The sequence below is a fragment of the Streptomyces incanus genome, assembly GCF_042656345.1.
Taxonomy (GTDB): Bacteria; Actinomycetota; Actinomycetes; order Streptomycetales; family Streptomycetaceae; genus Streptomyces; species Streptomyces incanus.
Genome location: NZ_JBHSPC010000117.1, coordinates 1 through 25,872, shown reverse-complemented (window position 1 = coordinate 25,872; position 25,872 = coordinate 1). Strand labels below are relative to the sequence as shown.

The window sequence follows — 25,872 nt, the reverse complement described above, 5'->3', positions numbered from 1 at the left end:
TCGTTCGTCAGGCTGGGGGACGCATGGGTGCGGCCGAGTGCGGAACGGGCCGGGTTCGCTCGTCCGTGTGCGCTCGACCCTGCCGCGACGTCGACGTCTCCACCGGGGGCACGCGGATCGGAGAACTCGCCGCGGCCGTCGGGGTCACCGCCCGGGCGGTGCGGCACTACCACCATCCGGGGCTGCTGCCGGAGCCGGAGCGGCGGGCCAACGGGTACCGGGACACACGCTACGGGTACCGGGACGACACCCTGCGGCACGCCGTCGTGCCGGCGCGGATCAGGCGGCTGACCGAGCCGGGGCTCGGGCCGGCGCTGCTCCGGGTACCGATCCACCGGGTGGACCGACTGCTGTGAGCCGCCCACCTTGCCCGCGGCCCGCGGGTGCGCTGTCCGAGGCCGGCCAGGAAGCGGCATTTCGCACACGCGGCCCCGAGCGGGACGTGCGCAGCCCGACAACGGTACCTAGGGTGGGGAAGGCGGGAGCGCAGGTCTGTGACACGGCCTGGAACGAGTGACGAAGAAGGAAGACGCGCGACGCAGTGCCCGGTCCGTTGTAGCCCGGCCGCGACGAACGGCGACCGGCGCGGACCGTGCACGCCGTCGGGCATTGGGGACGGACCAAGGGCGGTTCTGAACCATGAGGGATGCACATCGGCTCGAGCCCACCTCGGCGAACCTGGGCAGCGGCACCGTGCTCGCGGCGTGGGAACGGTTCGTGCAGGGCGAGGATCAGGTCCCGGGTGTCCGGCCCCTGGTGGCGATGTCCTGGCATCGCTGCCGAGAGCAATACCGGGTCGATCCTCACCTCACAGAGGCTCCGGTGGCCGTCGCGGCGCCCGATCGTACGCCCGAGCACGATGTCGTATTCGCCGAGCTGGGTTTTCGTGCCGCCTCCGTGGCACACGAGGTGGGCAACCTCGGCGGCGTCGTCACCGTCGCCGATGCCACTGGCCGGATCCTGGCCGAGTGGGGTGACCAAGCCACGCTCGCCAGAGCCGACGACTCCCATCTGGCGCCCTGGTTCTGCTGGTCCGAGTGTGCGGTCGGCACGAACGGCATGGGCACGGCGCTCGAGGCACACGGCCCGGTACCGATCAGAGGTGCGGAGCACTGGTGCCAGGCGTTCCACGACTGGGCCTGCGCGGGCATCGCGGTGCGTGACGTGGTGACCAGGGAACCGATCGCGGTCCTGAACATCTGCTGCTGGCGCAGCCGGCTTCCCGCGTCCGCGGAAAGCTGGCTGGCGAACGCGGTCACCATGACCCAGCACCCGCTGAAGAGGCGCGCCCGGGACAGCGGCGCCGAGTTGGTCGCGGCCTACACCCGGGCCAGGACACGCTCCGGTGCGGCGCTCGCCGCGGTGGACACCGCGGGCAAGGTGGTGATAGCCGACGACATGGCAAGCATGATCCTGGGCGTCCCGGCATCGACCCCGGCGGTCGACCCCACGCTGCGATGGAACGCCGGGCTGCCGGAACTGATCGCAGCCGCCCGGTGTGCCACCAGGCAGGCAGCCCACAATCCTGACTGGGTCGGCTCGACGCAGATCTTCGCCCCCCTCGCCGACGAGCCGACATCGATCAGCATCCGACCCGTCTTCTCGTCCGGACACCTGATCGGGAACCTGGTCTCGTTCGGTGCCTCCGACGGGGCGCGGTTGCCCCGGGCGGAGGGGTCCGCGCACCCTCGGGTACAGCCGCGCCGACTGGTCGCGACGCGCGGCAACCGGATGGTGCTGCTGCGGCTGCCGGAAGTCCTCTTCGCCGAATCACAGGGAAACGATGTGTGGCTCTCCACCGATCAGGGGCGATTGCGAGCCGCTTCTCCGACCCTGGACAAGCTCGACGGTGAGCTGGCGGATGTCGGCTTCCTGCGGGTGCACCGCCGGTATGTGGTCAACCTCAGCCGCATCCGGGAGATCGAGCGCGGACCCAAGGGAGAGCTGTCTCTGGTCATGGATGACCGGACGAACGAGATGGTGCCGGTTTCCCGGCGAAACGCGTCGGCCGTGCGTCGCGCGCTGGACCTCTGAGTTTCCCGGCACAACCGCTGTTCCCGAAAGGAAGTTCCCGTGGCTGACAGTCCGGACGCCGTTGTCGGCGAGACGAACGAGGGGAGCGCGGGCGGCCTCGGCCTCTCCGTCTCGGCCGGGCACCCCGGTCACCCGATCGGGGGCGCGAGCAACCGCGACTGGTGGCCGAACCAGCTCGATCTGAGGATCCTCCGGAAACACCCCGCCATGGCCGACCCCATGGGCGGGGACTTCGACTACGCCGCGGAGTTCCGGACACTCGACCTCGACGCCTTGGCGCGGGACGTCGACGAGGTGCTGACGACGTCGCAGGAGTGGTGGCCGGCCGACTTCGGCCACTACGGGCCGCTCGTGATCCGGATGGTGTGGCACTGCGCCGGGACGTACCGCATCGACGACGGCCGCGGTGGCGCGGGCGCCGGCATGCAGCGTTTCGCGCCGCTGAACAGCTGGCCGGACAATCGCAACCTCGACAAGGCGCGCCGGCTGCTCTGGCCGGTGAAGAAGAAGTACGGCCGCAAGGTTTCCTGGGCCGACCTGATGGTCTTCGCGGGCAACCGCGCCCTGGAGACGATGGGCTTCACGACCTTCGGCTTCGCCGGCGGCCGGGCGGACGTCTGGGAGCCCGACGAGGACGTGTACTGGGGTCCCGAGCGCGCCTGGCTCGGCGACGAACGCCACGGCGGTGTACGGAAGCTGGAGAAGCCTCTGGCCGCCGCCCAGATGGGCCTCGTCTACGTCAACCCGGAGGGACCGAACACCGTCCCGGACCCGCTCACCGCGGCCCGGGACATCCGCGAGACGCACCGGCGCATGGGGATGAACGACGAGGAGACCGTCGCGCTGATCGCGGGCGGCCACACGTTCGGCAAGACCCACGGCGCGGCCGACCCGGACGCCCACCTCGGCCCCGAACCCGAGGGCGCCCCCCTCGAGGAACAGGGCCTGGGCTGGAAGAGCAGCTACGGCACCGGAAAGGGCACGGACGCCATCTCCAGCGGGCTCGAGGGGACGTGGACACCCACCCCGACGAGATGGGACAACAGTTTCTTCGAGACGCTGTTCGGCTACGAGTGGGACCTGGAGCTGAGCCCCGCCGGGCTGTGGCAGTGGATCCCGAGAGACGGCGGCGGGGCCGGTACCGTGCCGGACGCCCACGACCCATCGACGACACACGCCCCGACGATTCTGACGACGGACCTCGCGCTGCGGTCGGACCCGGTCTACGAGCCGATCTCGCGGCGCTTCCTGGAGAACCCGGACCAGCTCGCGGATGCGTTCGCCCGGGCCTGGTTCAAGCTGACACACCTCGACATGGGCCCGATCCAGCGCTACCTCGGACCGCTGGTCCCCCGGGAGACGCTGCGCTGGCAGGACCCGGTCCCCGCCGTGGACCACGAGCTCGTCGGGGCGGCGGACATCGCCGCGCTCAAGAGCCGGATCCTCGCCTCCGGGCTGTCGGTCTCCCAGCTCGTCTCGACCGCGTGGGCGTCGGCCTCGACGTTCCGCGTCAGCGACAAGCGTGGCGGGGCGAACGGCGCGCGCATCCGCCTCGAGCCGCAGCGGAGCTGGGAGGTCAACGACCCCGACACGCTGGCACAGGTGCTGCGCACCCTGGAGAGGATCCAGGAGTCCTTCAACAGCTCCCGGACCGGGGACAGGAAGATCTCGCTGGCCGACCTCATCGTGCTCGGCGGAGCCGCCGCCGTCGAGCAGGCCGCCAGGACCGCAGGCCACGACGTCCGGGTCCCCTTCACTCCGGGACGCACGGACGCCACGCAGGAGTGGACCGATGCGGAGTCCTTCGCCCCGCTCGAGCCGACCGCGGACGGGTTCCGCAACTACCGCGGCTCGGGCAACCGGCTGCCGCCGGAGCACCTGCTGGTCGACCGCGCGAACCTGCTGAACCTGAGCGCGCCCGAGATGACCGTCCTCGTGGGGGGCCTGCGGGTGCTGGGCGCCAACTACCAGCAGGCGCCGCTGGGCGTCTTCACCTCGGCGCCCGGGTCACTGACCAACGACTTCTTCGTCAATCTGCTCGACACGGGCACGGAATGGAAGCCGACATCCGCGGCCGCGGAAACCTTCGAGGGGCGCGACCGCGCCACCGGCGAGGTCAAGTGGACCGGTAGCCGCGTCGACCTCGTCTTCGGCTCGAACTCCGAACTGCGTGCCGTCGCGGAGGTCTACGCGAGCGACGACGCACGGGAGAAGTTCGTGCGGGACTTCGTCGCCGCGTGGGACAAGGTCATGAACCTCGATCGGTACGACCTCGCTCGATCCTCCGTCGGAGCCCGGACGTCGGGAGGGACGTCGTGACCGGTCAGCCGGTGTTGATCGGCGACGATCGATCGGAGCTGCCGCCGGCCCCGGCGCGACGCGGTGCAGTGCGGCCCGGCTCCTTCCAACGGTGGCACATCCGGTACGAACGGTAGCCGGTCGCGGACGAACGGCATGAGCCGGCCCGAATCGGTGCTCACCCTTGTCGGCTTGATTCGTCCGGCGTAGCGTACTTCTTGAATACTAATTTCCCACCCTTTCCGGTGCGATTCATCCGGGATAGCGCGCTCCTTGGCTACCGATTACAGCCGGATATTGGGCGACACAAGAAAGAAATGTGAAGGTCAATTCGGAGAACAATTTTCCGGGCGGAGGTGTGCAACCGGCCGCGGCGTGTCGCCGTCAGCGCGGCCGATGCGAAGTGGACACAGAGATTCGAGACGAGGAGAGTGAAGCCCCGATGACGACCGCGCAGGAGCGAGCCGGCCTGCTGGACAAGATCGGGTTGGCCGCACAGAACAAAGCAACACTGGGTCAAGTGCTGGGAACCGGAAGCATCGGGCAGGCCACTGAGGGACCGGATGGCCGCATGCAGGCCACCATTCGCATCAACCCGGATGAGCTGATCTGGGATCCCTCTATTCTGGTCATGCCCCATGGAGGCGATATCGAGCTCGAGCTCGTCAATGACGACCTGAACACGCACTGCGCGCTCCTGCCGAGCAATGGCGACCGGAAGTTCATCTGGTTGGTGAACCATTCGCGAGGGCGGGCGACCCTCAACCTCGACGGGCCGGGCTACTACTGGTTCGGCTCGCCCACGGGCAACGACGAGGGCCGGGGGCTGACCGGGGCCATCGTCGTCATGGGGGACGCTCCGCCGGAGGCTCGCCTCGACCGCCCCGAACAGCCGCAGCCTTAGAAAGGAGGAGGCAATGACTGTCGCATACGTGGACGCGGGTGAGGCTGTCGACCAGGGAAACCTGAGCGGCAAGGTCGCGGGCGGGGAGGTCGCGCCGCCGGTAGTGGCCGGCGTCGACTACGAGCGCCTCCTCAATGCCCGCGAGGAACCCCAGAACTGGCTCACCTACTACGGCACCTACGACGGGCAGCGGTACAGCCCGCTGGACCAGATCAACACGGAGAACGTCAAGCGCATCGGCCCCGCATGGGTCTTCCAGGCCGGCACGACCGGCCTGATCGCGGGCGCGTCGACCTACTCGTTCGAGGCCGCCCCGATCGTCGTCGACGGGGTCATGTTCCTCTCCGGCTGGGACGGCTGGGTCTGGGCCCTTGACGCGAAGACGGGTGTGGAGATCTGGCGGTACAAGCACGCGGTCCCCTTCGACGTGTCCTTGTGCTGCGGGAACGTGAACCGTGGGGTCGCCGTGGCTCAGGGGAAGGTCTTCTTCGTCACGGCGAATGCTCGTCTGCTCGCGCTCGACGCCACCACCGGCAAGCGGGTCTGGGACAGGACCTACGGAGACGTCCGGGCCGCGGAGAGCGCCACGGTCGCCCCGCTGGTCGTGAAGAACATGGTCATCGTCGGGAGTTCCGGCGGCGAGTTCGGCGTACGCGGCCACCTCGACGCGTTCGACCTCGAGACCGGCGAGCACCAGTGGCGCTGCTACACGGTGCCGAAGCCCGGGGAGCCCGGCTCGGAGACCTGGCCCGCCGACGGCGAGGCCTGGGCACGGGGCGGGGCGAACTGCTGGGTCACCGGCACCTTCGACCCGGAGACGAACCTGCTGTACGTCGGCACCGGCAACCCGGCGCCCGACTTCGACGGAGCCGTCCGCGAGGGCGACAACCTCTTCACCGACAGCGTCATCGCCGTCGACGTGGACAGCGGCCAGATCCGCTGGCACTACCAGTGCACCCCGCACGACCTGTGGGACTACGACAGCATCGCCGAGTGCATCCTGTTCGAGCAGAACGGGCGCAAACTGCTCGGGCACTTCGACAAGAACGGCTACTTCTTCGTCCTTGATCGCACGAACGGCGAGAGGGTCCGGATCACCCCCTTCGTGGACCGCATCACATGGGGGGCGATCACGAGGGACGGCCAGGTGACGGCCAAGGTGTACCCGGACAAGGAGGGAGACCCGGTCCACTTCTACCCGGGTCCGGCCGGCGCCAAGGAATGGACCCATGCGGCCTACAGCCCGAAGACCGGGCTCTTCTACGTCCCGGTCCAGGACACCGGCGCCACGGCCACCCGGCGGCGCCGGGAGTTCAAGGAGAGCATTCCGTACTGGGGCGCGGGCGTCCAGGTGGACATCGACGACATGGCGGGGTCCATCAGCGCGTTCGACGCGGACGGCGAGGAGAAGTGGCGCTGGCGCAACGAACTCCCGATGTGCGCCTCGGTGCTGGCCACCGGCGGTGACCTGGTGTTCGCCGGTGAACCCTCCGGGGAGTTCAACGCGCTCGACGCCCGCACCGGGGAGCTGCTGTGGCAGTTCCAGTGCGGAAGCGGCCACCACAGCAACCCGACCACCTACATGGTCGACGGCAGGCAGTACATCGCCGTACCGGTCGGTTGGGGCGGATGGGCCGAGGGGTTCCTCCCCGGCATGCTCGGCGCGGGGCACGGAAGCGCCCTGCTCGTCTTCGCCCTCCCGGAATCGTCGTAGCGCGTGACCGGAGCCTGCCGCAATGCGGACAGTGAGGAGGTGAATCCATGGAGTCCCAGCTCGCTGTGTGGGAGACGCCCGAGTTCGACGAGATCGGAGTCGCGGCCGAGGTGACCATGTACGTGGCTCGGTTGGAGGACGAGTGACGAGGGGCGGCGCCGGACCCGGTCCGGCGCCGCCCGAGGACTCGGGACGGCCACGGACGGCCGGGCCGACGACGGACCCGGATCTTCGATGAACGGAGTGCCGACGTGTTGCTGCGGGTACTGGGCTCGGCGGCGGGGGGCGGCTCCCCGCAGTGGAACTGCGGGTGCCCGGTGTGCGCCGCGGTCCGCTCCGGGGCCGGCCTCGCGCGCACCCAGTCGTCGGTCGCGGTCAGCGCCGACCGCCGCCGGTGGTTCCTCATCAACGCCTCGCCCGACGTCCTCACCCAGATCGAGGCCTTCCCCGGCCTGCACCCGCACGCCGACCGGACGACGCCGCTGGAGGCGGTGCTGCTCACCGACGCCGAGCTGGACCACACGCTGGGCCTGCTTCTGTTGCGCGAGGCCCGCGCCCTGCGGCTGTACGCCACGCCGGCGGTGCGCGAGACCCTGTGTGCCGGCTCGGGGCTTCTGCGCACGCTCGAGCGCTACTGTCCGGTCGAGTGGCGGGCCGTGATCCCCGGCACCGACCTCGCCCTGGCGGACGGGCTGTCCTGCCGGGCGTTCGACGTACCCACCCTCAAGCGCGATCGGTTCGGAGCCGGGGTGGACCACGGCCGCGTCGTGGGCTACCGGCTGACCGACGAGCGCAGCGGGGGGACGCTGGTGTACCTGCCGGGGGTGCAATCGCTGACGCCGGCGCTGCGCGTGGAGATCAAGGGCTGCGCATGCCTGCTGATCGACGGGACCTGCTGGCGCGACGACGAGCTCGTACGGCTCGGCCTGGCCGGCAGGACGTCCCGGGAGATGGGCCACCTGCCCATCGACGGCCCGGACGGCAGCCTGGCACAGCTCCCGTCGCTGGGCGTGGGGCGGACGGTCTTCGTGCACATGAACAACACCAACCCGGTCCTCCTGGAGGACGCGCCCGAGCGGCGTACCGTGGAGGAGAGCGGCATGGAAGTGGCCATGGACGGCCTCGAGGTCCAGGTGTAGAGCCGTGACGACGACAACCACGAGAACCGGTGCCGACGGCTTCGTCGAGACGTTGCGGGCCCACTCGCGCCGGTACCACGACCAGCACCCGTTCCACGTCCGGATGAACGCCGGCCGGCTGAGCCGCCGGCAGATCCGGGGCTGGGTGGCCAACCGCTTCTACTACCAGGAGAACATCCCCCGCAAGGACGCCGCGATCCTTTCCAACTGCCCCGACCTCGAGGTCCGCCGCCGCTGGACCCGACGGATCGTCGACCACGACGGCACCGCCGCCGGCGAGGGCGGCATCGAGGCGTGGCTGCGCCTCGGCGAGGCCGCCGGGCTGACCCGCGAGGAGGTCCAAGACCACCGGCACCTGGTACCCGGGGTGCGGTTCGCCGTCGACGCCTACGTGAACTTCGCCCGGACCCGCCCGTGGGTGGAGGCGGTGGCGTCCTCGCTCACCGAGCTGTTCGCGCCCGACCTGATGGCGGCGCGGCTGGCCGCGTTCGAGCGGTGGTACCCGTGGATCGACCCTGAGGGCCTCGCCTACTTCCGCGCCCGCCTGGAACAGGCCCCCCGCGACTGCGAGCACGCCCTCGAGGTGGTCACCGCGCACTGCCTCTCCGCCGAGTCCCAGGCGCGCGCCGTCGACGCGCTGTCGTTCAAGTGCGACGTCCTGTGGAGCCTGATGGACGCCGTCGACCAGGCCTACCCGGAGTGACCAGCATGGACCCGACCCATACCGGAACGACCCAGACCGGAACCGGGGCCCGACCCGGCGTCGGGGTGTCCGGCTCGGACCGGCTCCGGTTGGCGCGCCATGTCCGACTGACCTTCTGCCGGACCAGGCAGCGTCAGATCCTGCAGCTCCCCGAGACGGTGGTGGTTCTGAACGGCAGCGGCGCGGACATCCTCGAGCTGTGCGACGGGCGGCACACCGTGGCCGAGATCGTGGCCGAGCTGGGCGCGCGCTACCGGACCGTCCCCGACGACGAGGTGCGGCAGTTCCTGACCCGGCTCGTCGCCCGGCGCTGGCTGGAGTTCTCCGATGGATAGCCCGTTCGGGTTGCTCGCCGAGCTCACCTACCGCTGCCCGCTGGCCTGCCCGTACTGCTCCAACCCGCTGAACCTGGCCGGCTACCAGGACGAGCTGGCCACCGACGAGTGGCGGCGGGTGCTGGTCGAGGCCGGCGAGCTGGGGGTTCTGCAGTGCCACCTGTCCGGCGGGGAACCGCTGCTGCGGCGCGACCTGGTGGAGATCGTGGCGGACGCCCACGACCTGGGCCTCTACACCAACCTCATCACCAGCGCCCTCGGGCTCTCGCGTCCGAGGGCCGAGCAGTTGCGGGCCGCCGGCCTGGACCACGTGCAGATCAGCATCCAGTCCGACGAGCCGGCCGTGTCCGACCGGATCGCCGGGACCCCGTCCTTCCAACGCAAGATCGAGGCGATGGGCGTGGTCAAGGAGCTGGGCTGGCCGCTCACCGTGAACGTGGTGCTGCACCGGCTCAACATCGACCGCGTCGCCGACGTGCTCGGGCTGGCCGAGGAGGTGGGCGCCGACCGGGTGGAGCTGGCCAACACCCAGTACTACGGCTGGGCCTGGCGAAACCGTGACGCGCTGCTGCCGAGCCGGGCCCAGCTCGAGGCGGCCGAGGTCGTCGTGCGGGCCGCCCGCGAGCGGTTGCGGGACCGCATGGACATCATCTACGTCCTCCCCGACTACTACAGCCGCTACCCGAAGCCCTGCATGGGCGGCTGGGCCTCCCGGCAGCTGACCGTGACGCCGAACGGCGACGTCCTGCCCTGCCCCGCCGCCCAGTCCCTGCCGTTGCCGCGGGCCAGCGTGCGGGAGGACTCGCTGGAGCGGATCTGGGCCGATTCCCCGGTGATGACCGCGTTCCGGGGGACGGACTGGATGCCGGAACCCTGCCGGAGCTGTCCCCGGCGGGAGCTGGACTTCGGCGGGTGCCGCTGCCAGGCGTTCCTGCTCACCGGCGACGCCGCCCGCACCGACCCGGTCTGCCACCTGTCGCCCGACCACGACCTGGTCGCCCGGGCGGTCGAGGCCGCCAACGCCGACTCGCGGGCCGACGATCTTCCGCTGATCCCCCGCCCGCACCGGGTTCGCCGACCGGCCCACCACCCGGGTGGAGCGGACTAGGGGGTGTTCCGTCCACGGAGGTCGGTGACGGATTCCACAGCTTGGGGATCTTGAACGGGTGAGCGCCTTCTGGGTTCGGTGTGGACTGCGACACCTACGATCACCACCGCGGACACACCGCGCTCAAGGGCCAACCACCCGCCGGCCGCGTCCCCGACCCCACGGGTCGGTACAGCTAGCCGCCGAACACGAACGGCAGTGCCACAGCGGCGATGATCAAGGTGACCCCACTCAGCAGGTCCGAGCGGATCCGGATGAAGCGCGCCGCGGCCCGCCCGAGCCGCAGCCCGATCAGCGACATCACCGCCGTCATGACGCCGAAGACGGCGGCCGAGAACCACGGCGAGAGCCCGAGGACCCCCAGGCTCGCTCCGGCGACCAGGTTGTCCAGGCTCAGCGTCAACGGGATGCCGAACAGCGCCCACGGCTGGTCCAACTCGTCCGGCTCGGGGTTCCGAAGGGCCGAGATGACCAGGTAGAGACCGTACCCGCCGAGCGCGGCCGCACCCACCAGATCGGCGACGCCTCCGACGAACTCACCGATCTGGCGACCGATCAACAGCCCGATCAGGGGCATGATCGCGTCCCACAACCCGAAGGTCAGCGCGACCTGCACCGCGCGCTTCAGACCGAAGGGGACGGTGCCGAGCGCGATCGACACCCGGAAATTGTCCAGACTGAGCACGAAACCCAGAACCAGAATTTCCCAGATCATGGCGACGTCGCTGCCCGGTGACGCCCGACGAGGGCAGGAACGAATCCGCCTCGGATAGCACTCGCCATGTTAGGGATGATATCTCGGACGGTCCGCGAAATAAACCCGGCCAGCCGATTTCCGGAAGTTCCTCGAAACCACTCGCCCGACGGCGGCCCACAGGCTTGCCAGGGCGCTTGACGAGCGTATTCGCGGCGGTCCGTCCGCCGCAGCGCGCGGAACTCTCCATCTCGCGGTGGTCCGCTTCCAGAAACGCTCCCGCATCGACGGAGAATCGCCGGAGCCAGGAGTCGCCCGCCCTCGGACGAGCCGGCGGTCCGGACCATGGAACCGTAGAATTGCATCATTTTCGTTCACCTTTTAACATTCGGCCACGGTCGCCACGAGTTCCATCACGGACAGTTGTTCAGAACAGTTCAGGGCGTTGCTTACTGATGCGTTTTACCAGGAAATGCGCCAGCAATTCGGCACCCACGCGGAGGGAAATTGCCACTTACTTGAGCCAGGGCGATCCTCCGGGCGAGAGCTTGCGAGTAATCAGCTGGCCGGTGCCGGGCAGCCCCCCGTCCGGCATACAAATCAACGGGCGGTCCGCCCCTCCGGGGAGGATCTCTTCGCGGCCGCGGGGCGAACGGGCTTGGTTCGCCCGTCCGTGTGCGCTTGACCCTGCCGCGACGTCAACGTCTCTACTGGGGGCATGCGGATCGGAGAACTCGCCGCGGCCGTCGGGGTCACCACCCGGGCGGTGCGGCACTACCACCATCTGGGGCTGCTGCCGGAGCCGGAGCGGCGGGCCAACGGGTACCGGGACTACACGCTGCGGCACGCCGTCGTGCTGGCGCGGATCAGGCGGCTGACCGAGCTGGGGCTCGGGCTGGCCGAGGTGCGGGACGTACTCGCGGACGACGCCGGCAAGGACCTCGTCGAGGTGCTGACCGAGCTGGACGAGGACCTGGCGCGCCAGGAGGCGGCGATCCGGGACCGCCGGGCGCGGCTGCGGGCGTTGCTGGAGACGGAGGGCGGGCCGACCCCCGAGGGGCCTGTCTCCCCCGAACTGGCCGCACTGTTCCGGGAGGTGTCCGATCTATCCGACTCGCCCATGGCGGCCAAGGACCGGGAGATGCTCGCCCTCATCGAGACCGCGGCGCCCCCTGAGCAGCGGGAGCAGCTGATGGGTCTGCTGACCGGGTTCATGAAGGTGCCCGGCGGGGTGGAGCGGGCGCTCGCCGCCTACGCGCTGCTCGACGAACTCGCCGACGCCGGACCGGACGACCCCCGTGTGGACGAGGCGGCCCGTGCCCTCGCCGAGTGCCTGCCCCCGGGCCTGCTCCCGGAGGGGGCGTCCTTCGACCAGGACGACAGTTTCCTGCGGGCCATGTACGCGGACTTCCCCCCGGCCCAGGCGGAGGCGGTCCGCCGCACCCTGCGGATCATCATGGAGGAGCGAACGACATGACGGACGGCGTGCGGGTTGGCCGGGCCCTTGCCCGGCATGAGCTGCGGCTGATGGTGAGCCTCGTGCTGTGGCTGGCACGGCGCACCCACGGTACGGCGGGCGGGACGCCCTTCGGGTACGCGCGGGGCCAGGGCGCGATCATGTTCGGGTTCGCGTTCGTGTGCGTGGTCGAGACGGTGGCGCTGTCCGTGCTGCTGCTCGACTGGCCGGCCGTCCACGCGGTGGTGCTGTTCCTGGACGTGTACACCGTCGTGTTCGTCGTCGCGCTGCATGCCGCGGGCGTCGTACGGCCCCATGTGCTGGACCCGGACTCCGGCACGCTGCGGATCCGCCGGGCCGTCCACGTCGATCTGCGGATACCGCTGGAGCGGATCGCCTCCGTACGGCGTGAGCTGCGGATGAGCCACGAGCGGGCGGAGGGGGAGCTGGACGTCGAGGTCGGTTCGCGGACCACGGTCACGCTGGAGCTCACGGAGCCGGTCACCCACGTCACCTTCTTCGGGCGGCACCGGGACGTGCGCGTCGTACGGTTCCATGCCGACGAGTCCGACGTCCTGGTCCGAGCGCTGACGACGGGGCGGTGGGCCGCTCGGGCGTAGGGCCCGGCACCGTACCCTGTCGGCTGAGCTCTACCGTGAGGAGTACCGCGTGCTTGTCCTGCTGCCGCCGTCCGAAGGCAAGGCCGCTTCCGGCCGCGGCGCCCCGCTGAAGCTTCAGTCCCTGTCGCTGCCGGGGCTGGCCGACGCTCGGGAGGCCGTTCTCGCCGAGCTGGTGGAGCTGTGCGCCGCCGACGAGGACAAGGCGCGCGAGGTGCTGGGGCTGAGCGAGGGGCTGCGGGGCGAGGTCGCGAAGAACCTGGAGCTGCGTACCGCCGGGGCCCGGCCCGCCGGGGAGATCTATACCGGGGTGCTGTACGACGCCCTGGACCTGGCCTCCCTCGACCCGGCCGCCAAGCGCAGGGCCGCCCGCTCGCTGCTGGTGTTCTCGGGGCTGTGGGGCGCGGTCGCGGTCACCGACCGGATTCCCTCCTACCGCTGCTCGATGGGCGTACGGCTGCCGGGACTCGGGGCGCTGGGCGCGCACTGGCGTACGCCGATGGCCTCGGTGCTGCCGGAGGCGGCCGGCAGCGGCCTGGTGCTGGACCTGCGGTCGGCCGCGTACGCGGCGGCGTGGAAGCCGAAGGGGGAGGTGGCCGCCCGTACGGCGACCGTGCGGGTGCTGCACGCGCCGACCCGGAAGGTGGTCAGCCACTTCAACAAGGCGACCAAGGGGCGGATCGTCCGCGGTCTGCTGGCGGACGGGGCCGCGCCGAAGGATCCCGCCGCGCTGGTCGAGGCGTTGCGGGATCTCGGGTACGTGGTGGAGGCGCAGGCGCCGGGTCGTGCGGGGACGCCGTGGGCGCTGGACGTGCTGGTGGACGAGGTGCACTGAGGACCACCGAAAACCCCGTGTGTTGCATCCTGCGCAACACCCTTTGCGTAGGATGCTTCGCCGCAGGCAGGATGACGCCATGAGCCCCTCCCCGCCCTCCGCTCCCCTGCCCCCGCCGGTCCCCGCCCCCGAAGCCGTGGCCGCCCCCGCCCCCGCCTCCGTACTGGATCTCGCGCCCGTCGTGCCGGTCGTCGTGGTCGAGGACGTCGCCGACGCCGTGCCGCTGGCGCGGGCGCTGGTCGCCGGTGGGCTGCCCGCGATCGAGGTGACCCTGCGGACGCCCGCCGCGCAGGACGCCCTTCGCGCGATCGCCGCCGAGGTGCCGGACGCGGTGGTCGGGGCCGGCACGGTGATCACGCCGGGGCAGGTGCACGAGGTGGTGGCAGCCGGGGCGCGGTTCCTGGTCAGTCCGGGCTGGACGGATGTCCTGCTGGAGGCGATGCGGGCGTCCGGGGTGCCGTTCCTGCCGGGGGTGTCGACGGTCTCGGAGGTCGTGGCGCTGCTGGAGCGCGGGGTACGGGAGATGAAGTTCTTCCCGGCGCAGGCCGCGGGCGGCACCGCGTATCTGAAGGCGCTCGCCGGGCCGCTTCCGCAGGCCCGCTTCTGTCCGACCGGAGGGATCGGCCCGGACTCCGCGCCGGACTATCTCGCCCTGCCCAACGTCGCCTGTGTCGGCGGGAGCTGGATGCTCCCGGCGGACGCGGTGGCGGCGCGCGACTGGGCGCGGATCGAGCGGCTGGCCCGCGCGGCGGCGGGGCTCAGCGCAGGTGGGACGTCTCGTTGAACAGCCGGACGCTGGCGTTGCCGTCGGCGTAGTACGCCACCGCCGAGAGCGAGGCCGCCGACAGTTCCATCCGGAACAGGGCCTCGGGCGGGGCGCCCAGGGCGAGTCGTATCAAGGTCTTGATCGGTGTCACGTGGGTGACGAGCAGGACCGTGCGGCCCGCGTACGCGGCGGTCAGCTTGTCCCGGGTGGCGGCGACCCTGGTCGCGGTGTCCGCGAAGCTCTCGCCGCCGCCGGTGGGCTCGGCCTCCGGGGAGGACAGCCAGGCGTTCAGGTCCTCGGGGTGGCGTTCGCGCACCTCGGCGAAGGTGAGGCCCTCCCACGCGCCGAAGTCGGTCTCGCGCAGGCCCTCCTCCACGCTCATCTCCAGGCCGAGGCGGGCGGCGACGATGCCCGCGGTCTCGCGGGTGCGGGCCAGGGGTGAGGCGACGACGGCCTGGACGGTGCCGCGCCGGGCGAGCGCCGCGGCGGTCCTCTCGGCCTGCTCGCGGCCGACGTCGGAGAGGGAGGGGTCGCTGCCGCCGCTGCCGGAGAACCGTTTCTGCGGGGTCAGCGGGGTCTCGCCGTGCCGGAGGAGCACGAAGGTGGCCGGCGGGCCCATGTCGGCGGGCGCCCAGCCCGAGGAGGGAGTGGCGGCCGGTGCCGACCCGGTGCCACGGGCCGCGTCCGTCTCCGTGCCGGGGGCGGCCACGGTCTGCGCGGCCCGCAGGTCGGCGGCGGCCTTTCCCGCAGGGGTGCTGCCCGCGTCGGCGTCGGCGACCCCGGCCCCGGGCTCGCCGGCCCCTCGCACGCCTGCCCCCGGGCCGAAGGCGGAGGCCGGGGCCGACACCGCGTGGGCCCGTGGCGCACAAGTCACCGCGTCCCCGGACGGGCCCGACCGCTCGGCTGCCGCCGGCCGTCCGTCCTGCGCGTTCCATGCGGTCCGCCCATCAGCGGCAGCCTTTCCGCCAGGGGTGCTGCGCTCCTCAGCACCAGCGGCATCCGCCCCCCGCGCGTCGGCCCCCTGGGCTCCGGTCTCCCCAAGCGATCCGGGCCGCTCGGGCCGCTCGGGTGTCACCGGTCGCGCGGCCGGTGTGTCCAGCGCGGCGCGTGAGGCCGACGCGCGCCAGGGCTCACCCCGCGCCCCCGCGTCCATCGCCTCGTTCGCCAGGCGGTCCGCGTGCTTGTTCCGCTCGCGCGGGATCCACTCGTACGTGACCCGGCCCGGCGGGAAGACGCGTGCCGCCTCGGCTGCCAACGGCTTCATGGCGGGGTGTTTGATCTTCCAGCGGCCCGACATCTGCTCGACGACGAGCTTGGAGTCCATCCGGACATGGACCGTGGCCTCCGGGTCCAGCTCGTAGGCGGCCCGCAGGCCGGCCAGCAGGCCCGAGTACTCGGCGACGTTGTTCGTGGTGGTGCCGAGGTACTCGGCCGCCTCCGTCAGCGTCTCCCCCGTCGCCGCGTCACCGACCACGGCCCCGTAGCCGGCGGGTCCCGGGTTGCCCCGCGACCCGCCGTCCGCCTCGACGATGAACTCCCTCACCGGGAAATCCCCTCAGATCTCCTTGGATCCCCCTGGATCCCTTACAGGCCCGACTCCGACGTGCGGACCAGAATGCGACGGCAGTTCTCGCAGCGCACCACGGTGTCGGGCGCGGCGTGGCGGATCTCGTTCAGCTCGGTGATGGCGAGTTCCTGGCGGCAGCCCTGGCAGGTGCGGGCGTACAGCTTCGCCGCGCCGATGCCGCCCTGCTGCTCGCGCAGCTTCTCGTACAGCTTGAGCAGGTCCGCGGGGACGGATACGGCGATGACCCCGCGCTCCTTGGTGATCGTGGCCGTCTCGCCGTCGATCTCCGCGCAGGCCGCGTCCCGGCGGGCGGTCGCGTCGTCGATCCGCGCCTGGACGGAGGTGACCCGCTCGGCCAGTTCGCCGGCCCGCTCCTGCGCGGACTCGCGGCGCTCCATGACCTCCAGGACGACGTCCTCGAGGGCGCCCTGGCGCTTGGCGAGGGAGACGATCTCGCGCTGGAGGTTCTCCAGGTCCTTGGGCGAGGAGACGGCGCCGGAGTCGAGGCGCTTCTGGTCGCGGGCGGCGCGCTGGCGCACCTGGTCCACGTCCTGTTCGGCCTTGACCTGCTCGCGGGCGCAGTCGCTCTCCTCGGTCTGCGCGGCCACGTGCAGGTCACGCAGCTGGGTGAGGTCCCGGGTCAGCGACTCGATCTCGGCGTGCTCGGGGAGCGACTTCCGCTTGTACGCGAGCTGCTGAAGGCGGACGTCGAGATCCTGGACGTCGAGGAGTCGGATCTGGTCGGCGGGCTCGGCGTTCAGTTGGGGGCTCCAGAGGTATCGATGTCGGAGGACGCCGCGTGGGCGGTCCAGGGGTCGGTGACCGTGGCGGAGACGTGGACCCGCAGTCCCCATCCGTGACGGTCGGAGATCTCGTCGAGCTGGGCCGCGGCCAGTTCGCACCAGGGCCACTCGGTGGCCCAGTGCGCCGCGTCGAGCAGTGCGAGGGAACGGTCGGCGGCGTGATCCGCCGCGAACTCCGACGCCGGGTGATGGCGCAGGTCCGCGGTGAGGTACGCGTCCGCGTCGGCCGCCCGGACGTGGGCGAAGAGGCTGTCGCCGGAGCCGCCGCTGACGGCGATCGTACGCACGAGCGCCTCGGGGTCACCGGCGACGCGAATGCCTTGCGCGGTGCTGGGCAGACGCTCGGCGGCGCGGGCGGCGAACTCGCGGACGGTCAGCGGGTGGTCCAGTTCGCAGACGCGGCCGAGCCCGCGGCGGCCCTTGGGGTCCGTGGTGTCCGGCACCAGCGGCCGGACGACACGCAGGTCCAGGGCGCCGGCCAGGGCGTCGCTCACACCGGGGTCGGCCGTGTCGGCGTTGGTGTGGGCGACGTGCAGCGCGATGTCGTTCCTGATGAGCGTGTGCACCACACGGCCCTTGGATGTGGAGGCCGCGACGGTGGTCGTGCCCCGCAGGTAGAGCGGGTGGTGGGTGACGAGCAGGTCGGCGCCCAGCTCCACCGCCTCGTCGACGATCTCCTGGACGGGGTCCACCGCGAACAGGACCCGGCCGACCTCCTGGTCGGGGTCACCCGTGACGGTACCGACCGCGTCCCAGGACTCGGCCCGCTCGACGGGCCAAAGGGTCTCGAGCGCGGTGATGACTTCAGACAGACGGGGCACAAACGCAAGGCTACCTGGCTGCTTGGTGCGGCAGTACCGGTGCGGGCACGGGAACGGCGCCCGCACCCGGCCGGCACACACGCCTCCGCTCCTTCAGGCGAATCGTTCCTGGAACACCCTTATGTGTGAAGCGGGGCCCGGTGGGCCTCCCGCCCACGCGTACGAAAACTACCTTCGTCGCCGGAGGTGACCGAACGATGACGATGTGTGCGATCGAGCCTTCCACGGGCCGGGAGGTTCCGGGTCACGAGGTCTCGGGTCACGAGGGCACCGGGCACGGGGAGAGGACGGCGGTGGCGGCGCCGCCGGGCTGCGTCCTCAGTGCCGACGGCTCCTACGGTGCGCGCCTCGCCCGCGAAGGCGACTCCCTGTTCCCGGAGCGCTGGACCCTGGACGGCCCCGAGCCCTACGCGGTGCCGCTGCGCGCCGGCCGGCCCGAGGAGCCCGGCACCGAGGTACAGCCCATGGGCGACGGGCGGGTCCTCATCCACCGGCTGGTGGACGGGAGGCACACGTTCTCCCTGTTGTACCCGACCGGTCCCGGCACCGGCGAGGTGATGCTCGGCGCGGTCGTGTGCCCGGACGAGGAGACCCGGCTGCGGCTCCTGCCGCCCGCGCCGTGCGGGCGGCGAGCGTACGCCGTTACCGTGGGCCCGCGGTCGACGGCCCTGTGGCTGGTGGAGGGCGGCGCCTTCGGGCCCGAGCACGTCGCCGAGATCCCGGGCCGCTGCTCGGGCGGGGCGTGGCTGGACCGCGCCGGCCGGATGCTCTCCCTGGACCGGGAGACCGGCGGGCGCACCAAGGCGGTCGTCGTGGACCTGGAGCGCGGGGGCGAGGTGTCGCCGCTGCTGCAGATCGCCGAGGAGAGCGACGACCGGATCCTGCTCGCCGACCCGGACAGCGGCCTGCTGCTGGTCCGCTCGGACGCGCCCTCGCCGGGGCAGGGCCGACTGGGCTGGGGGGTGCTGGGCAGCACCCTGCCGGTGCGCTTCCCCACGTGTCTGCGGCTGCCGGACTGCGCGGTCACGCCGTTCGCGATCCAGCCCGGCCAGGTGCTGACGCCGGAGGGGGCCGCGGTGGCGCTGCGCGTCGACGGGCCGCTCGGCAGCTGGGTCGGGGTGTGGCGGCCGGCCCAGCGGCAATTGCATCATCTCCCGGCTCCCGAAGGGTGGTTGGCCGGCACCGGAGTGTGGACGGCGGACGGGGTGCTGCGCCTGCCGTGCGCCACGCCGGCGATGCCGTGCGGGGTGGCCGTGCTGAACCCGCCGGGGCCGAAACGGCAGTCGGAGCAAGCAGGGAAGGAGGGCGGGAAGAGCTCCTCCGCGAAGCCTGAACAGCCCTCTTCGGAAGGGGAGTCCATGACTCCGGCCGAACCGGCCGCACTCCGCCCCGTCCCCCTGCAACAGGCGCCCCTGGGACGGCTTGTAACGAAGTAGTGGCAGTCGGCGTGGCCGTCTGGATCCACCCCCTGGTCCGCCGGTTAAACTCACCCGGCCGTAGGAAAGATCATGTTTACGGGGTGAGTTCCTTCCGATGAACGATGCGAGCACCAACCAGCCACAGACCGCCGACGGCGGGCAGACCGCCACCGGGCACGGCAAGCACCGCGGCCCGGTATCCCGGCAGGACTCCACGACGGCCCCTCACGGCCGCCACCGGAGGCCCGCCAACGAGAACGAGCAAGCGGAGAAGGCTGCCTGACGTCACGTCGGGCGCGTACTCGGGTACGCGCGTAGGCGTGTAGGCACGTAGGCGCCGACTGGACAGCTGAGCGGCCCCGTTCGTCATGGACGAGCGGGGCCGTTCGACGACCGTGACCATGTCGCCGTGCACGAAGAACAGTGGCCCGTTGATGCCCGCGGCGGCGCTCATGGCCGGTCTCCCTCAGCTTGTGGGCCGGCCGGTTCAGGAGTGTGTGACGACCGTGTCGGCGAGGACGGGCGCGTCGTCCCTCTCGACGGCGCTCACGGCCACCCGCACTTCGCCGCCGTCGGCACCACCGTCGCCGCTGTGGCCGCGCCACATGCGGATGCGGAGCGTCTCGCCCGGGTACACGATCCCGGCGAACCGGGTGGCGTAGCCGCGGACGCGGGCGACGTCCCCGCCGAGCAGCGTGTCGACGACCGCCTTGAGCGTCATGCCGTAGGTGCACAGCCCGTGCAGGATCGGCCGCTCGAATCCGGCGAGCTTCGCGAACCCGGGGTCGGCGTGCAGCGGGTTCCAGTCGCCGGAGAGGCGGTAGAGCAGGGCCTGGTCCTCCCGGATCGTCCGCTCGACGGTCCGGTCCGGTGGCCGGGCGGGAGTCTTCCGCCGGGCGGACGGTCCGCGGTCGCCGCCCCAGCCGCCCTCGCCGCGTACGTAGATCTGCGCGTCGCTGGTCCACAGCGGGCCGTCGGCGTCGGCGACGTCGGTGCGCATCACGAGGACGGCCGCCTTGCCCTTGTCGTGGACCGCCGCGATACGGCTGGCGGTGGTGGCGGTGCCCTCGGCGGGCAGGGGGCGGTACAGGGTCAGCGACTGGCCGCCGTGCAGGACGCGGGCGAGGTCGACGTCGACGCCGGGCATCGACAGTCCGGCGATCACCCCGGGGGACCCGGCTCCCGCGACGGTGGCGAAACTCGGCAGGACGTGCAGCCCGGACTCCAGGGTGTAGCGCAGTTCGCCGGGGTCGGTGGCGGGGATGCCCGCGCCGATGCCGAGGTGGTAGAGCTGGACGTCCTTGCGCCCCCAGGAGATCTCGCCGGTCCGGGGTTCCGCGGCGAGCGCCTTGGCTGCGTCGATGGGCATGGGACTCCTGATTGCCGGAAGGATGCCGGGCTCGAAGACCCCGGTACGGCAGGTCCCGGTACGACCGTCCGCACCGTCGGTCGCACCAGGGTGGTCCCGGGCCGCGGAAACCCGCCGGTTCCGGAACGCGTCCCAGAACCGCGCCCCCTGTACAGCCCGGCCCCGGCCGCCGCGAAGACTCCTGACACAGTGCCAGTCGACGGCGCGACGGCATGGGTGGACGGGCAAGACGGGCCGGACGGGCGCCTCGCGCCCGGGAATCGTATGCCCCACGTCGGGGCGGGGCACACGCCTCGCCGGGGACGTACCGCCCCATCCGCCCTCATGGGCTGACCCGCGATTGATTGGGGTGTGCCGGCCTGAGGTTCGGCTGGTGTGTGACTCTGAAGGTCGTCGTGCGGACGTGCACGGCTCCGTCCGCCACGTTCAGCAAGGGCCTGTGGTACTCGTCGGACGCCACCGTCGTCTACGGCACCGAAGACGGCGGGCAAGGGTGCCCAGGCGTGGAAGCCGACCGGCTCGCCGCTCCTGCACTGACCACCCACCGGGGTCCTGAGTACTTCTGCTCATGATCCCGGTCCGCTTCCGAGGGACGGTAGAGGCGATGGGCGACATCGCGGAGGCGGCGGGGAAGGCGCAGGCGGCTTTCGCCGGAGCCGGGCACCCCGTTCAGTGCGGTGGCGGTGCCGGGTCCAGGGCGTTGCCGACGGTGCAGCCGCCCTCTCCGGGCATCCGCTGGATCCGGGGCGGCACCCACACCTCGGTGGCGCCGGGGCCCACACGGGCAAGTAGGCAGTCCTGCGCGTCGAAGCCGTTGCCCTTCACCGACAGGAGAACGCCGACCCGGCCGCCGTCCGCCTTCGCCTCGGTACGGATCGCCGGATGCAGGTCCAGGGCGGCGAGCGTACGGCGCACCTCGGCCTCGTCCACCCGGCCGCCCTTCGGCACCCGGGGAAGTTTCGCGCGGAGCTCCTCGTACGGCAGCCGGGGCGGCTCGGGTGGCGGGGCGAAGGCCAGCGGAGGGCCATCCGGGCAGTCCACGTCACGGGGGCCCTCACCCCACTCCGACTTGGGCGACACCCGCACCGCGAAACAGCGCCGCACGGCGACCTCCTCGAGGTCGAGCCATCCGTTGTACGCCGAGCCGGACGTGCGGACGACCACGTCGACGCCGTCCCCGTCGTGTGTCGAGGTACCCGTCACCCGCAGTACCTCCACCCCGTCGATGCCGGAAGCGGAGCGCCCGACCTCCTCCGCCGTGCGCGGACGCTGGCCGTAGAGCCGCTCGCCCGCCTTCCTGGCCACCTCCCGTGCGGCGTCCGCCGCCTCGTCCTCGGAGGACTGCACCACCCCGCAGCCGACGGTGAACAGCAACAGCGGGGCGAGCAGCAGCAGTCGGCGCATGCGTCCACCCTTCCGGCGCCGCGCGCGGCGGGCAACCGCTCGCGTACTCAGACCGGCGTAGGTGATCGTACTCAGCCGGTGCGGCGATCAGACGTGGGCGCACCCCGTGAGCTTCCGGCGGCGGGCGTACACCTCGATCCCGATCTTCGTCCGGGGGTCGGCGAGGCCACAGACCATCATCTCGGCGGCGGGCCGAACGTCGCCGAAGCGGCCGCGGAGCAGAGGCCGGCACGACTCGAAGTCGTCGCGGTTGGGGAGGAGACAACGCACCCGGACGACGTCCGCGAAGGCGCAGTCCGCTTCCTTCAGCGCGTGTTCGATGTTGCGGAGGCACTGCTCGGCCTGCTCGACGACGTCGTCCGAGATGGTCATCGTGCGGTAGTCGAAGCCGGTCGTCCCGGATACGTGCACCCGGTCGCCGTCGACCACGGCTCGGGCGTAGCCGATCTGCTCCTCGTAGGTCGATCCGCTGAGGATCGCGCGTCGCTCGCTCATGCGGGGAGCGGTTCTTCCTCCTTCGGGTGCTCTGTGGCCTTGTGACGTGGCTTCGGGAGTCTTGAAGCTTTCTCACCTCGTCCGACCGGTCCTCAGTCGGGCCGAAGGCGAGGAGGCTCGGGTTGGCGGCGCCGACAGTCGTGCGCGGGACCCGCGTGAACGTTGGGCGCCAGCGGCGGCGGAGGAGGAGTTGGAGCGGTTCGAGGCCGACATGCTGTCCGGGTTCGTCCTCGCGAGGGCCTCGGCGGGCCTGGCCGACGGCACCATCCGCGGGGACGTCGGGCACCTGGAGCAGATCAGGACCTGGTTCGGCCGGCCGCTGTGGGAGAGGGAGCCGGCCGAGCCGACGTGTACTTCGGGAAGGTGCTGCGGAACTCCCCGAGCGGCACCCGGCCGGCCCGGTCGCAGGGAGATCGTGCGCTAACGGCGTCGGAGGTGGAGCGGGTCTCGTCGGCCGGCGCGCTCCCGCAGATTCTGCAGCGGCGCCCTGGAGACTGCCCGCGAACAGGATGAAACAGCGTGACCGATTCGCGCTCTATTCACCCCGCCCGGCAGTCGGTCAGGGTTGAACCGGTTTCGGCGGTCGCGGTCAGTCGGCGGCGAGGCCGAACCGCAGCTGAGAGCGGAAACGTCCGCTGAGACGGTGGAGGAACAATGCGCCTGTTATCCAGGAGAGCAAGCGTGGCGATGACCACAGTCGCGGCCGCTTTGGCGCTGACCGCGCCAGCCTCTGCGGCTTCTGCCGCGCCGGCAGACGTGTCGGGCGTGTCGGGCGTGTCGGGCGACGCAATCGCTCTGGCTTGTCCTACGACATGGTCTCCGAACCCCGACTGGTACGACGACCCGACCTCGGGCTCGGTCAAAAATCCGACCGCCCCACTGCGGCCAGGTCCCTACGCCGACTGCGGCACGAGGGAGACACTGCAGCAGGGCTGGCCCATGGTCATCTACTGCTACTACAAGAACACCTACGACAGCACCTGGTACTACGTCAGCACCTACCCGAACTACACCCGCGGCTGGATCTACAGCGGGAACGTGAAGACCGAGGGCATCGTGTGGCCCTGCTGAACCTGTTGCCCGGCGCATTCTCGGGACACTGGCTCCTGTAGTCCCAGCGCCGCCCCGTGGTCGGGTACTCGTACAGCCCGACCGGGCCACCTCGCCCGCCAGGGCGGCGACGCCATGCCGGGCTCCGGCACCGTGTCCCGTGCGGAACGGCCATCCGCACAGCTCGCGGGGAAGCCGCGGGTCTCAGCCGTCTCAGGCCGCGGCCGTCGGGTTCGTCGCTCCGGCGGCACGGCGGTGTTCGGCGTTGATGCGCCGGGTTTCTTCGAGCGCACCTCTCTGTGGAACGTATGGAGGGGCCCTGGTGCCGTACGGCACCAGGGCCCCGAAGGAACTGCTACACCATCTGCCGGCCCTGGTACTGCGCCGGCCTTCTGTGTCCGCAGACCCGACCGAGATGCCGTCGGGGGTGCGGGGATCGCGGTTGCTTGACCGGAGACCATCTCACTATCGATGTCCTGCGGTACCCGGGCTCAAGACTTCGACCCGGGCGATCCTGATGGCGCCTGGCTCCTCCGTTCTTCCCTCTTGATCAACTACTTGCCAACGGGGGACTACGCACTGCTTGTACTACTGATACTGCGAACTGCTGGTGGCCTGTGACAGCGCCACTCTTCGGCAGCCGGCCCCGTCGCCCGTCCTGCGTCTGCTCTGGCTTGGAACCCCACTGCCGAACCTCCCGGTGCGCGCGTCCGCAGCCGACGCCTTCACCGAGGTACTGCTCACTTCGCTGCTGGGTACTACGAACTGCACTTGCGGGTACTGCCACCGCGTTGACCGCGGTCCTGCTCACGGCGGCCCCTGATCACCGCGGGCCACCCGGTCCGGTCGTCAGCCCCGTCGCCGTCCTGCAACCGCTCTGGCTTCGGAACTCCACCACCGCACCGTCCTGCGCACTGCAACTGCGGGTACTGCTGCCCGGCAGTTCGTCTCTGCCGGGCCTTGCTGATCTCGGCTACGAGAGAAACCATAACCACACCACAGACCAATGTCTACTCCGGCCAACATAGGTTTCTACGTGTTCGACAATGAGGTAATCGACCTCGAACAGTGACGCGGGCAGGCGCAAGGCGGCCGTCACCGGGTCGACCGCCCCAGACCGGGGCAAAGCACCTCGCAGACAGGACCGGGCACGGGTGATCCAGAGACCAGGGTGACCTGATGGACACGATGAGCTTCGACGTCGCGACCGCCCGCTCCGCGACATCCGTCGCGGGCGCACGCGAGAGCGCCCGGGACCCCCTCGACGGCCTCGTACGGCAGCTCACAATGGAGGCCGCCGACACCGTGGTCCTGGTCGTCCCGGAGCTCGTCACCAACGCCCGTGCGCCACGGAGGCGGCACCTGCACCCTCGACCTGAGTGCGCACCCGGACAGCATCGAGGTAGCCGTGCACGACCGCAGTCCGCAGGCGCCGCTCATGCGCACCCCCGACCTGAACGACGGCGCCGGAGGCTTCGGCCGGCCCATGGTCAACTGCCTCGCCCGCGCCACCGCGGACACCCGCCGGACGTCCGACGGATGCCCGCCGGCAAGGCCGTAAACGTCCTCCTCGCCCGGTAGCCGCCCCCCGGCAGCGATCGAGGATCATCCTCCGAACCCCCGCACGGGGCTGATCGCCCCTGCTGAACGACCAAGATCAAGTGCTGGGCGTTACTGGCTGTTCCGTTGGTTCTACCGACGCCCATTGCATCGGATGCGAAGAGGCGACACCCAACCTGGAAGTCACCCCCGAACCGCGGGCGAGCGGTCCCACCAGGGACGTTGACCTCGGCATCGCGCGGAACCACGCTAGCCGTCGCGGCGGCGCCTTTGCGGGTGCGTCACTCCATCGGGCGATTAACCTGCGAAGACGCCCCCAGGTTCGCATCTGATGCGATAGACGGAGAGTGATCGTGGGTGGGTGGGGACGGTCTCGTGCCGGGAGCTGCTCGCCTGCACCTGGTGGTCGGCCCTCCCGGGGCAGAAAACTTAGCCCGCCCGGGTGGCGGCGAGGTGGGCGTCCACGGCGACGACACCGTCGACGCCCTGGCAGAGACCCACGACCACCGGAACGAGCCGCGGTTCCGGGACGTGTCCCCGAAGGGTGACGACCCCGTCCCGGACCTCGACCGCGACGGTGCCCTCGTCCAGGCCGAGGATGCGCCCCAGGACGTCCTGCTCGACCTCGCCGCGGATCTCGACGTCGGAGCGGAGGAAGGCGTCGAGCAGGTCGCTGCGGGTGACGATGCCGGTGAGGAGCCCGTCGTCGCCGACCACCGGCAACTGCTTGACGTGCCGCCTGCGGAGTTCCCGCGCGGCCCGGGGGATCGTCCAGTCGGCGC

At 71.2% G+C, this 25,872-nt stretch carries 25 protein-coding genes and 2 pseudogenes; 19 read left to right on the top strand and 8 right to left on the bottom strand.

All coding sequences use genetic code 11. The annotated features are described in order from the left end of the window. Positions 1–65: 65 nt before the first annotated feature. The 10 genes and pseudogenes from ACFP2V_RS31795 to pqqE all read left to right on the top strand — a co-directional run. A pseudogene (locus ACFP2V_RS31795) lies at positions 66–323 on the top strand (MerR family transcriptional regulator); the annotation flags it as partial. A 316-nt stretch (positions 324–639) separates the two neighbouring features. Continuing rightward, complete coding sequence (locus tag ACFP2V_RS31790; RefSeq protein ID WP_381218736.1) at positions 640–2,034, top strand: DNA-binding protein; 1,395 nt, start codon at positions 640–642, stop codon at positions 2,032–2,034. A 135-nt stretch (positions 2,035–2,169) separates the two neighbouring features. Next, entirely contained in the window at positions 2,170–4,353 is a 2,184-nt protein-coding gene (gene katG / locus ACFP2V_RS31785) for a catalase/peroxidase HPI (protein WP_381218762.1), read from the top strand. A gap of 421 nt (positions 4,354–4,774) precedes the next feature. Beyond that, positions 4,775–5,236 (top strand): MSMEG_3727 family PQQ-associated protein, encoded by a 462-nt coding sequence (locus ACFP2V_RS31780; protein ID WP_381218735.1) that lies wholly within the window; start codon positions 4,775–4,777, stop codon positions 5,234–5,236. Between the two features lie 13 nt (positions 5,237–5,249). Then, positions 5,250–6,950, top strand: coding sequence for a PQQ-dependent dehydrogenase, methanol/ethanol family (locus ACFP2V_RS31775; RefSeq protein ID WP_381218734.1), 1,701 nt, complete (start codon positions 5,250–5,252; stop codon positions 6,948–6,950). Between the two features lie 47 nt (positions 6,951–6,997). Further along, positions 6,998–7,096: a pyrroloquinoline quinone precursor peptide PqqA gene (pqqA, locus tag ACFP2V_RS31770; RefSeq protein WP_109382866.1), complete on the top strand. Its 99-nt coding sequence runs from the start codon at positions 6,998–7,000 to the stop codon at positions 7,094–7,096. A 105-nt stretch (positions 7,097–7,201) separates the two neighbouring features. Then, positions 7,202–8,089, top strand: coding sequence for a pyrroloquinoline quinone biosynthesis protein PqqB (gene pqqB, locus ACFP2V_RS31765; RefSeq protein ID WP_381218733.1), 888 nt, complete (start codon positions 7,202–7,204; stop codon positions 8,087–8,089). 4 nt (positions 8,090–8,093) lie between these two features. Next, positions 8,094–8,792 carry a pyrroloquinoline-quinone synthase PqqC gene (gene pqqC, locus ACFP2V_RS31760; protein WP_381218732.1) on the top strand — a complete coding sequence of 233 codons (699 nt, stop codon included), beginning with the start codon at positions 8,094–8,096 and terminating at the stop codon, positions 8,790–8,792. Between the two features lie 5 nt (positions 8,793–8,797). Then, on the top strand, positions 8,798–9,127 hold the full coding sequence (gene pqqD / locus ACFP2V_RS31755; protein WP_381218731.1) for a pyrroloquinoline quinone biosynthesis peptide chaperone PqqD: 330 nt from the start codon (positions 8,798–8,800) through the stop codon (positions 9,125–9,127). Continuing rightward, positions 9,120–10,235 (top strand): pyrroloquinoline quinone biosynthesis protein PqqE, encoded by a 1,116-nt coding sequence (pqqE, locus tag ACFP2V_RS31750; protein WP_381218730.1) that lies wholly within the window; start codon positions 9,120–9,122, stop codon positions 10,233–10,235. The genes pqqD and pqqE overlap by 8 nt, the downstream gene beginning before the upstream one ends. Before the next feature lie 175 nt (positions 10,236–10,410). Here pqqE and ACFP2V_RS31745 read toward each other — a convergent pair whose 3' ends face one another. Beyond that, entirely contained in the window at positions 10,411–10,950 is a 540-nt protein-coding gene (locus tag ACFP2V_RS31745; RefSeq protein ID WP_381218729.1) for a manganese efflux pump MntP, read from the bottom strand. A gap of 697 nt (positions 10,951–11,647) precedes the next feature. Between ACFP2V_RS31745 and ACFP2V_RS31740 the strand changes: the two genes are divergently transcribed. The 4 genes from ACFP2V_RS31740 (at position 11,648) to eda (ending at position 14,621) form a co-directional block, all read left to right on the top strand. Continuing rightward, on the top strand, positions 11,648–12,406 hold the full coding sequence (locus tag ACFP2V_RS31740; RefSeq protein ID WP_381218728.1) for a MerR family transcriptional regulator: 759 nt from the start codon (positions 11,648–11,650) through the stop codon (positions 12,404–12,406). Continuing rightward, on the top strand, positions 12,403–13,005 hold the full coding sequence (locus ACFP2V_RS31735) for a hypothetical protein (RefSeq protein WP_381218727.1): 603 nt from the start codon (positions 12,403–12,405) through the stop codon (positions 13,003–13,005). Before ACFP2V_RS31740 ends, ACFP2V_RS31735 begins: the two co-directional genes overlap by 4 nt. 49 nt (positions 13,006–13,054) lie before the next feature. Beyond that, positions 13,055–13,837 carry a peroxide stress protein YaaA gene (gene yaaA / locus ACFP2V_RS31730; protein WP_381218726.1) on the top strand — a complete coding sequence of 261 codons (783 nt, stop codon included), beginning with the start codon at positions 13,055–13,057 and terminating at the stop codon, positions 13,835–13,837. A gap of 79 nt (positions 13,838–13,916) precedes the next feature. Further along, positions 13,917–14,621 (top strand): bifunctional 4-hydroxy-2-oxoglutarate aldolase/2-dehydro-3-deoxy-phosphogluconate aldolase, encoded by a 705-nt coding sequence (gene eda, locus ACFP2V_RS31725; protein ID WP_381218725.1) that lies wholly within the window; start codon positions 13,917–13,919, stop codon positions 14,619–14,621. Here the strand turns inward: eda and ACFP2V_RS31720 are convergent. From ACFP2V_RS31720 to ACFP2V_RS31710, 3 genes are read right to left on the bottom strand one after another with little or no spacing between them, the layout of a single operon-like run. Further along, positions 14,596–16,146 (bottom strand): bifunctional RNase H/acid phosphatase, encoded by a 1,551-nt coding sequence (locus tag ACFP2V_RS31720; RefSeq protein WP_381218724.1) that lies wholly within the window; start codon positions 16,144–16,146, stop codon positions 14,596–14,598. The two genes, eda and ACFP2V_RS31720, sit on opposite strands and share 26 nt — an antisense overlap. Positions 16,147–16,187: 41 nt before the next feature. After that, entirely contained in the window at positions 16,188–16,931 is a 744-nt protein-coding gene (locus ACFP2V_RS31715; RefSeq protein ID WP_381218761.1) for a zinc ribbon domain-containing protein, read from the bottom strand. Then, positions 16,928–17,794 carry a Nif3-like dinuclear metal center hexameric protein gene (locus tag ACFP2V_RS31710; RefSeq protein ID WP_381218723.1) on the bottom strand — a complete coding sequence of 289 codons (867 nt, stop codon included), beginning with the start codon at positions 17,792–17,794 and terminating at the stop codon, positions 16,928–16,930. Before ACFP2V_RS31710 ends, ACFP2V_RS31715 begins: the two co-directional genes overlap by 4 nt. A gap of 197 nt (positions 17,795–17,991) precedes the next feature. Between ACFP2V_RS31710 and ACFP2V_RS31705 the strand changes: the two genes are divergently transcribed. Together ACFP2V_RS31705 and ACFP2V_RS31700 are read left to right on the top strand one after the other, a co-directional pair. Beyond that, positions 17,992–19,230 (top strand): hypothetical protein, encoded by a 1,239-nt coding sequence (locus ACFP2V_RS31705; RefSeq protein WP_381218722.1) that lies wholly within the window; start codon positions 17,992–17,994, stop codon positions 19,228–19,230. Between the two features lie 97 nt (positions 19,231–19,327). After that, positions 19,328–19,495 (top strand): hypothetical protein, encoded by a 168-nt coding sequence (locus tag ACFP2V_RS31700; protein WP_381218721.1) that lies wholly within the window; start codon positions 19,328–19,330, stop codon positions 19,493–19,495. Positions 19,496–19,699: 204 nt separating this feature from the next. Here ACFP2V_RS31700 and ACFP2V_RS31695 read toward each other — a convergent pair whose 3' ends face one another. From ACFP2V_RS31695 to ACFP2V_RS31685, 3 genes are all read right to left on the bottom strand, one after another. Beyond that, entirely contained in the window at positions 19,700–20,581 is an 882-nt protein-coding gene (locus ACFP2V_RS31695) for a MaoC/PaaZ C-terminal domain-containing protein (protein WP_381218720.1), read from the bottom strand. Between the two features lie 669 nt (positions 20,582–21,250). Further along, positions 21,251–21,985: a translation initiation factor IF-2 gene (locus ACFP2V_RS31690; protein WP_381218719.1), complete on the bottom strand. Its 735-nt coding sequence runs from the start codon at positions 21,983–21,985 to the stop codon at positions 21,251–21,253. Between the two features lie 87 nt (positions 21,986–22,072). Then, the gene (locus tag ACFP2V_RS31685) at positions 22,073–22,480 is read right to left on the bottom strand and encodes a RidA family protein (protein WP_381218718.1); all 408 of its coding nucleotides are present in this window, start codon (positions 22,478–22,480) and stop codon (positions 22,073–22,075) included. 190 nt (positions 22,481–22,670) lie between these two features. On the opposite strand from ACFP2V_RS31685, the gene ACFP2V_RS31680 reads away from it, so the two are divergent. The 3 genes and pseudogenes from ACFP2V_RS31680 (at position 22,671) to ACFP2V_RS31670 (ending at position 25,091) form a co-directional block, all read left to right on the top strand. Beyond that, positions 22,671–22,904 carry a hypothetical protein gene (locus tag ACFP2V_RS31680; protein WP_381218717.1) on the top strand — a complete coding sequence of 78 codons (234 nt, stop codon included), beginning with the start codon at positions 22,671–22,673 and terminating at the stop codon, positions 22,902–22,904. Positions 22,905–23,254: 350 nt separating this feature from the next. Beyond that, positions 23,255–23,551 carry a hypothetical protein gene (locus tag ACFP2V_RS31675; RefSeq protein ID WP_381218716.1) on the top strand — a complete coding sequence of 99 codons (297 nt, stop codon included), beginning with the start codon at positions 23,255–23,257 and terminating at the stop codon, positions 23,549–23,551. A gap of 1,158 nt (positions 23,552–24,709) precedes the next feature. Next, positions 24,710–25,091: pseudogene (locus tag ACFP2V_RS31670) on the top strand (ATP-binding protein). Positions 25,092–25,519: 428 nt separating this feature from the next. On the opposite strand, the gene ACFP2V_RS31665 reads toward ACFP2V_RS31670, so the two are convergent. Continuing rightward, a partial coding sequence (locus ACFP2V_RS31665; protein ID WP_381218715.1) for a CBS domain-containing protein occupies positions 25,520–25,872 on the bottom strand: 353 nt, incomplete at its 5' end.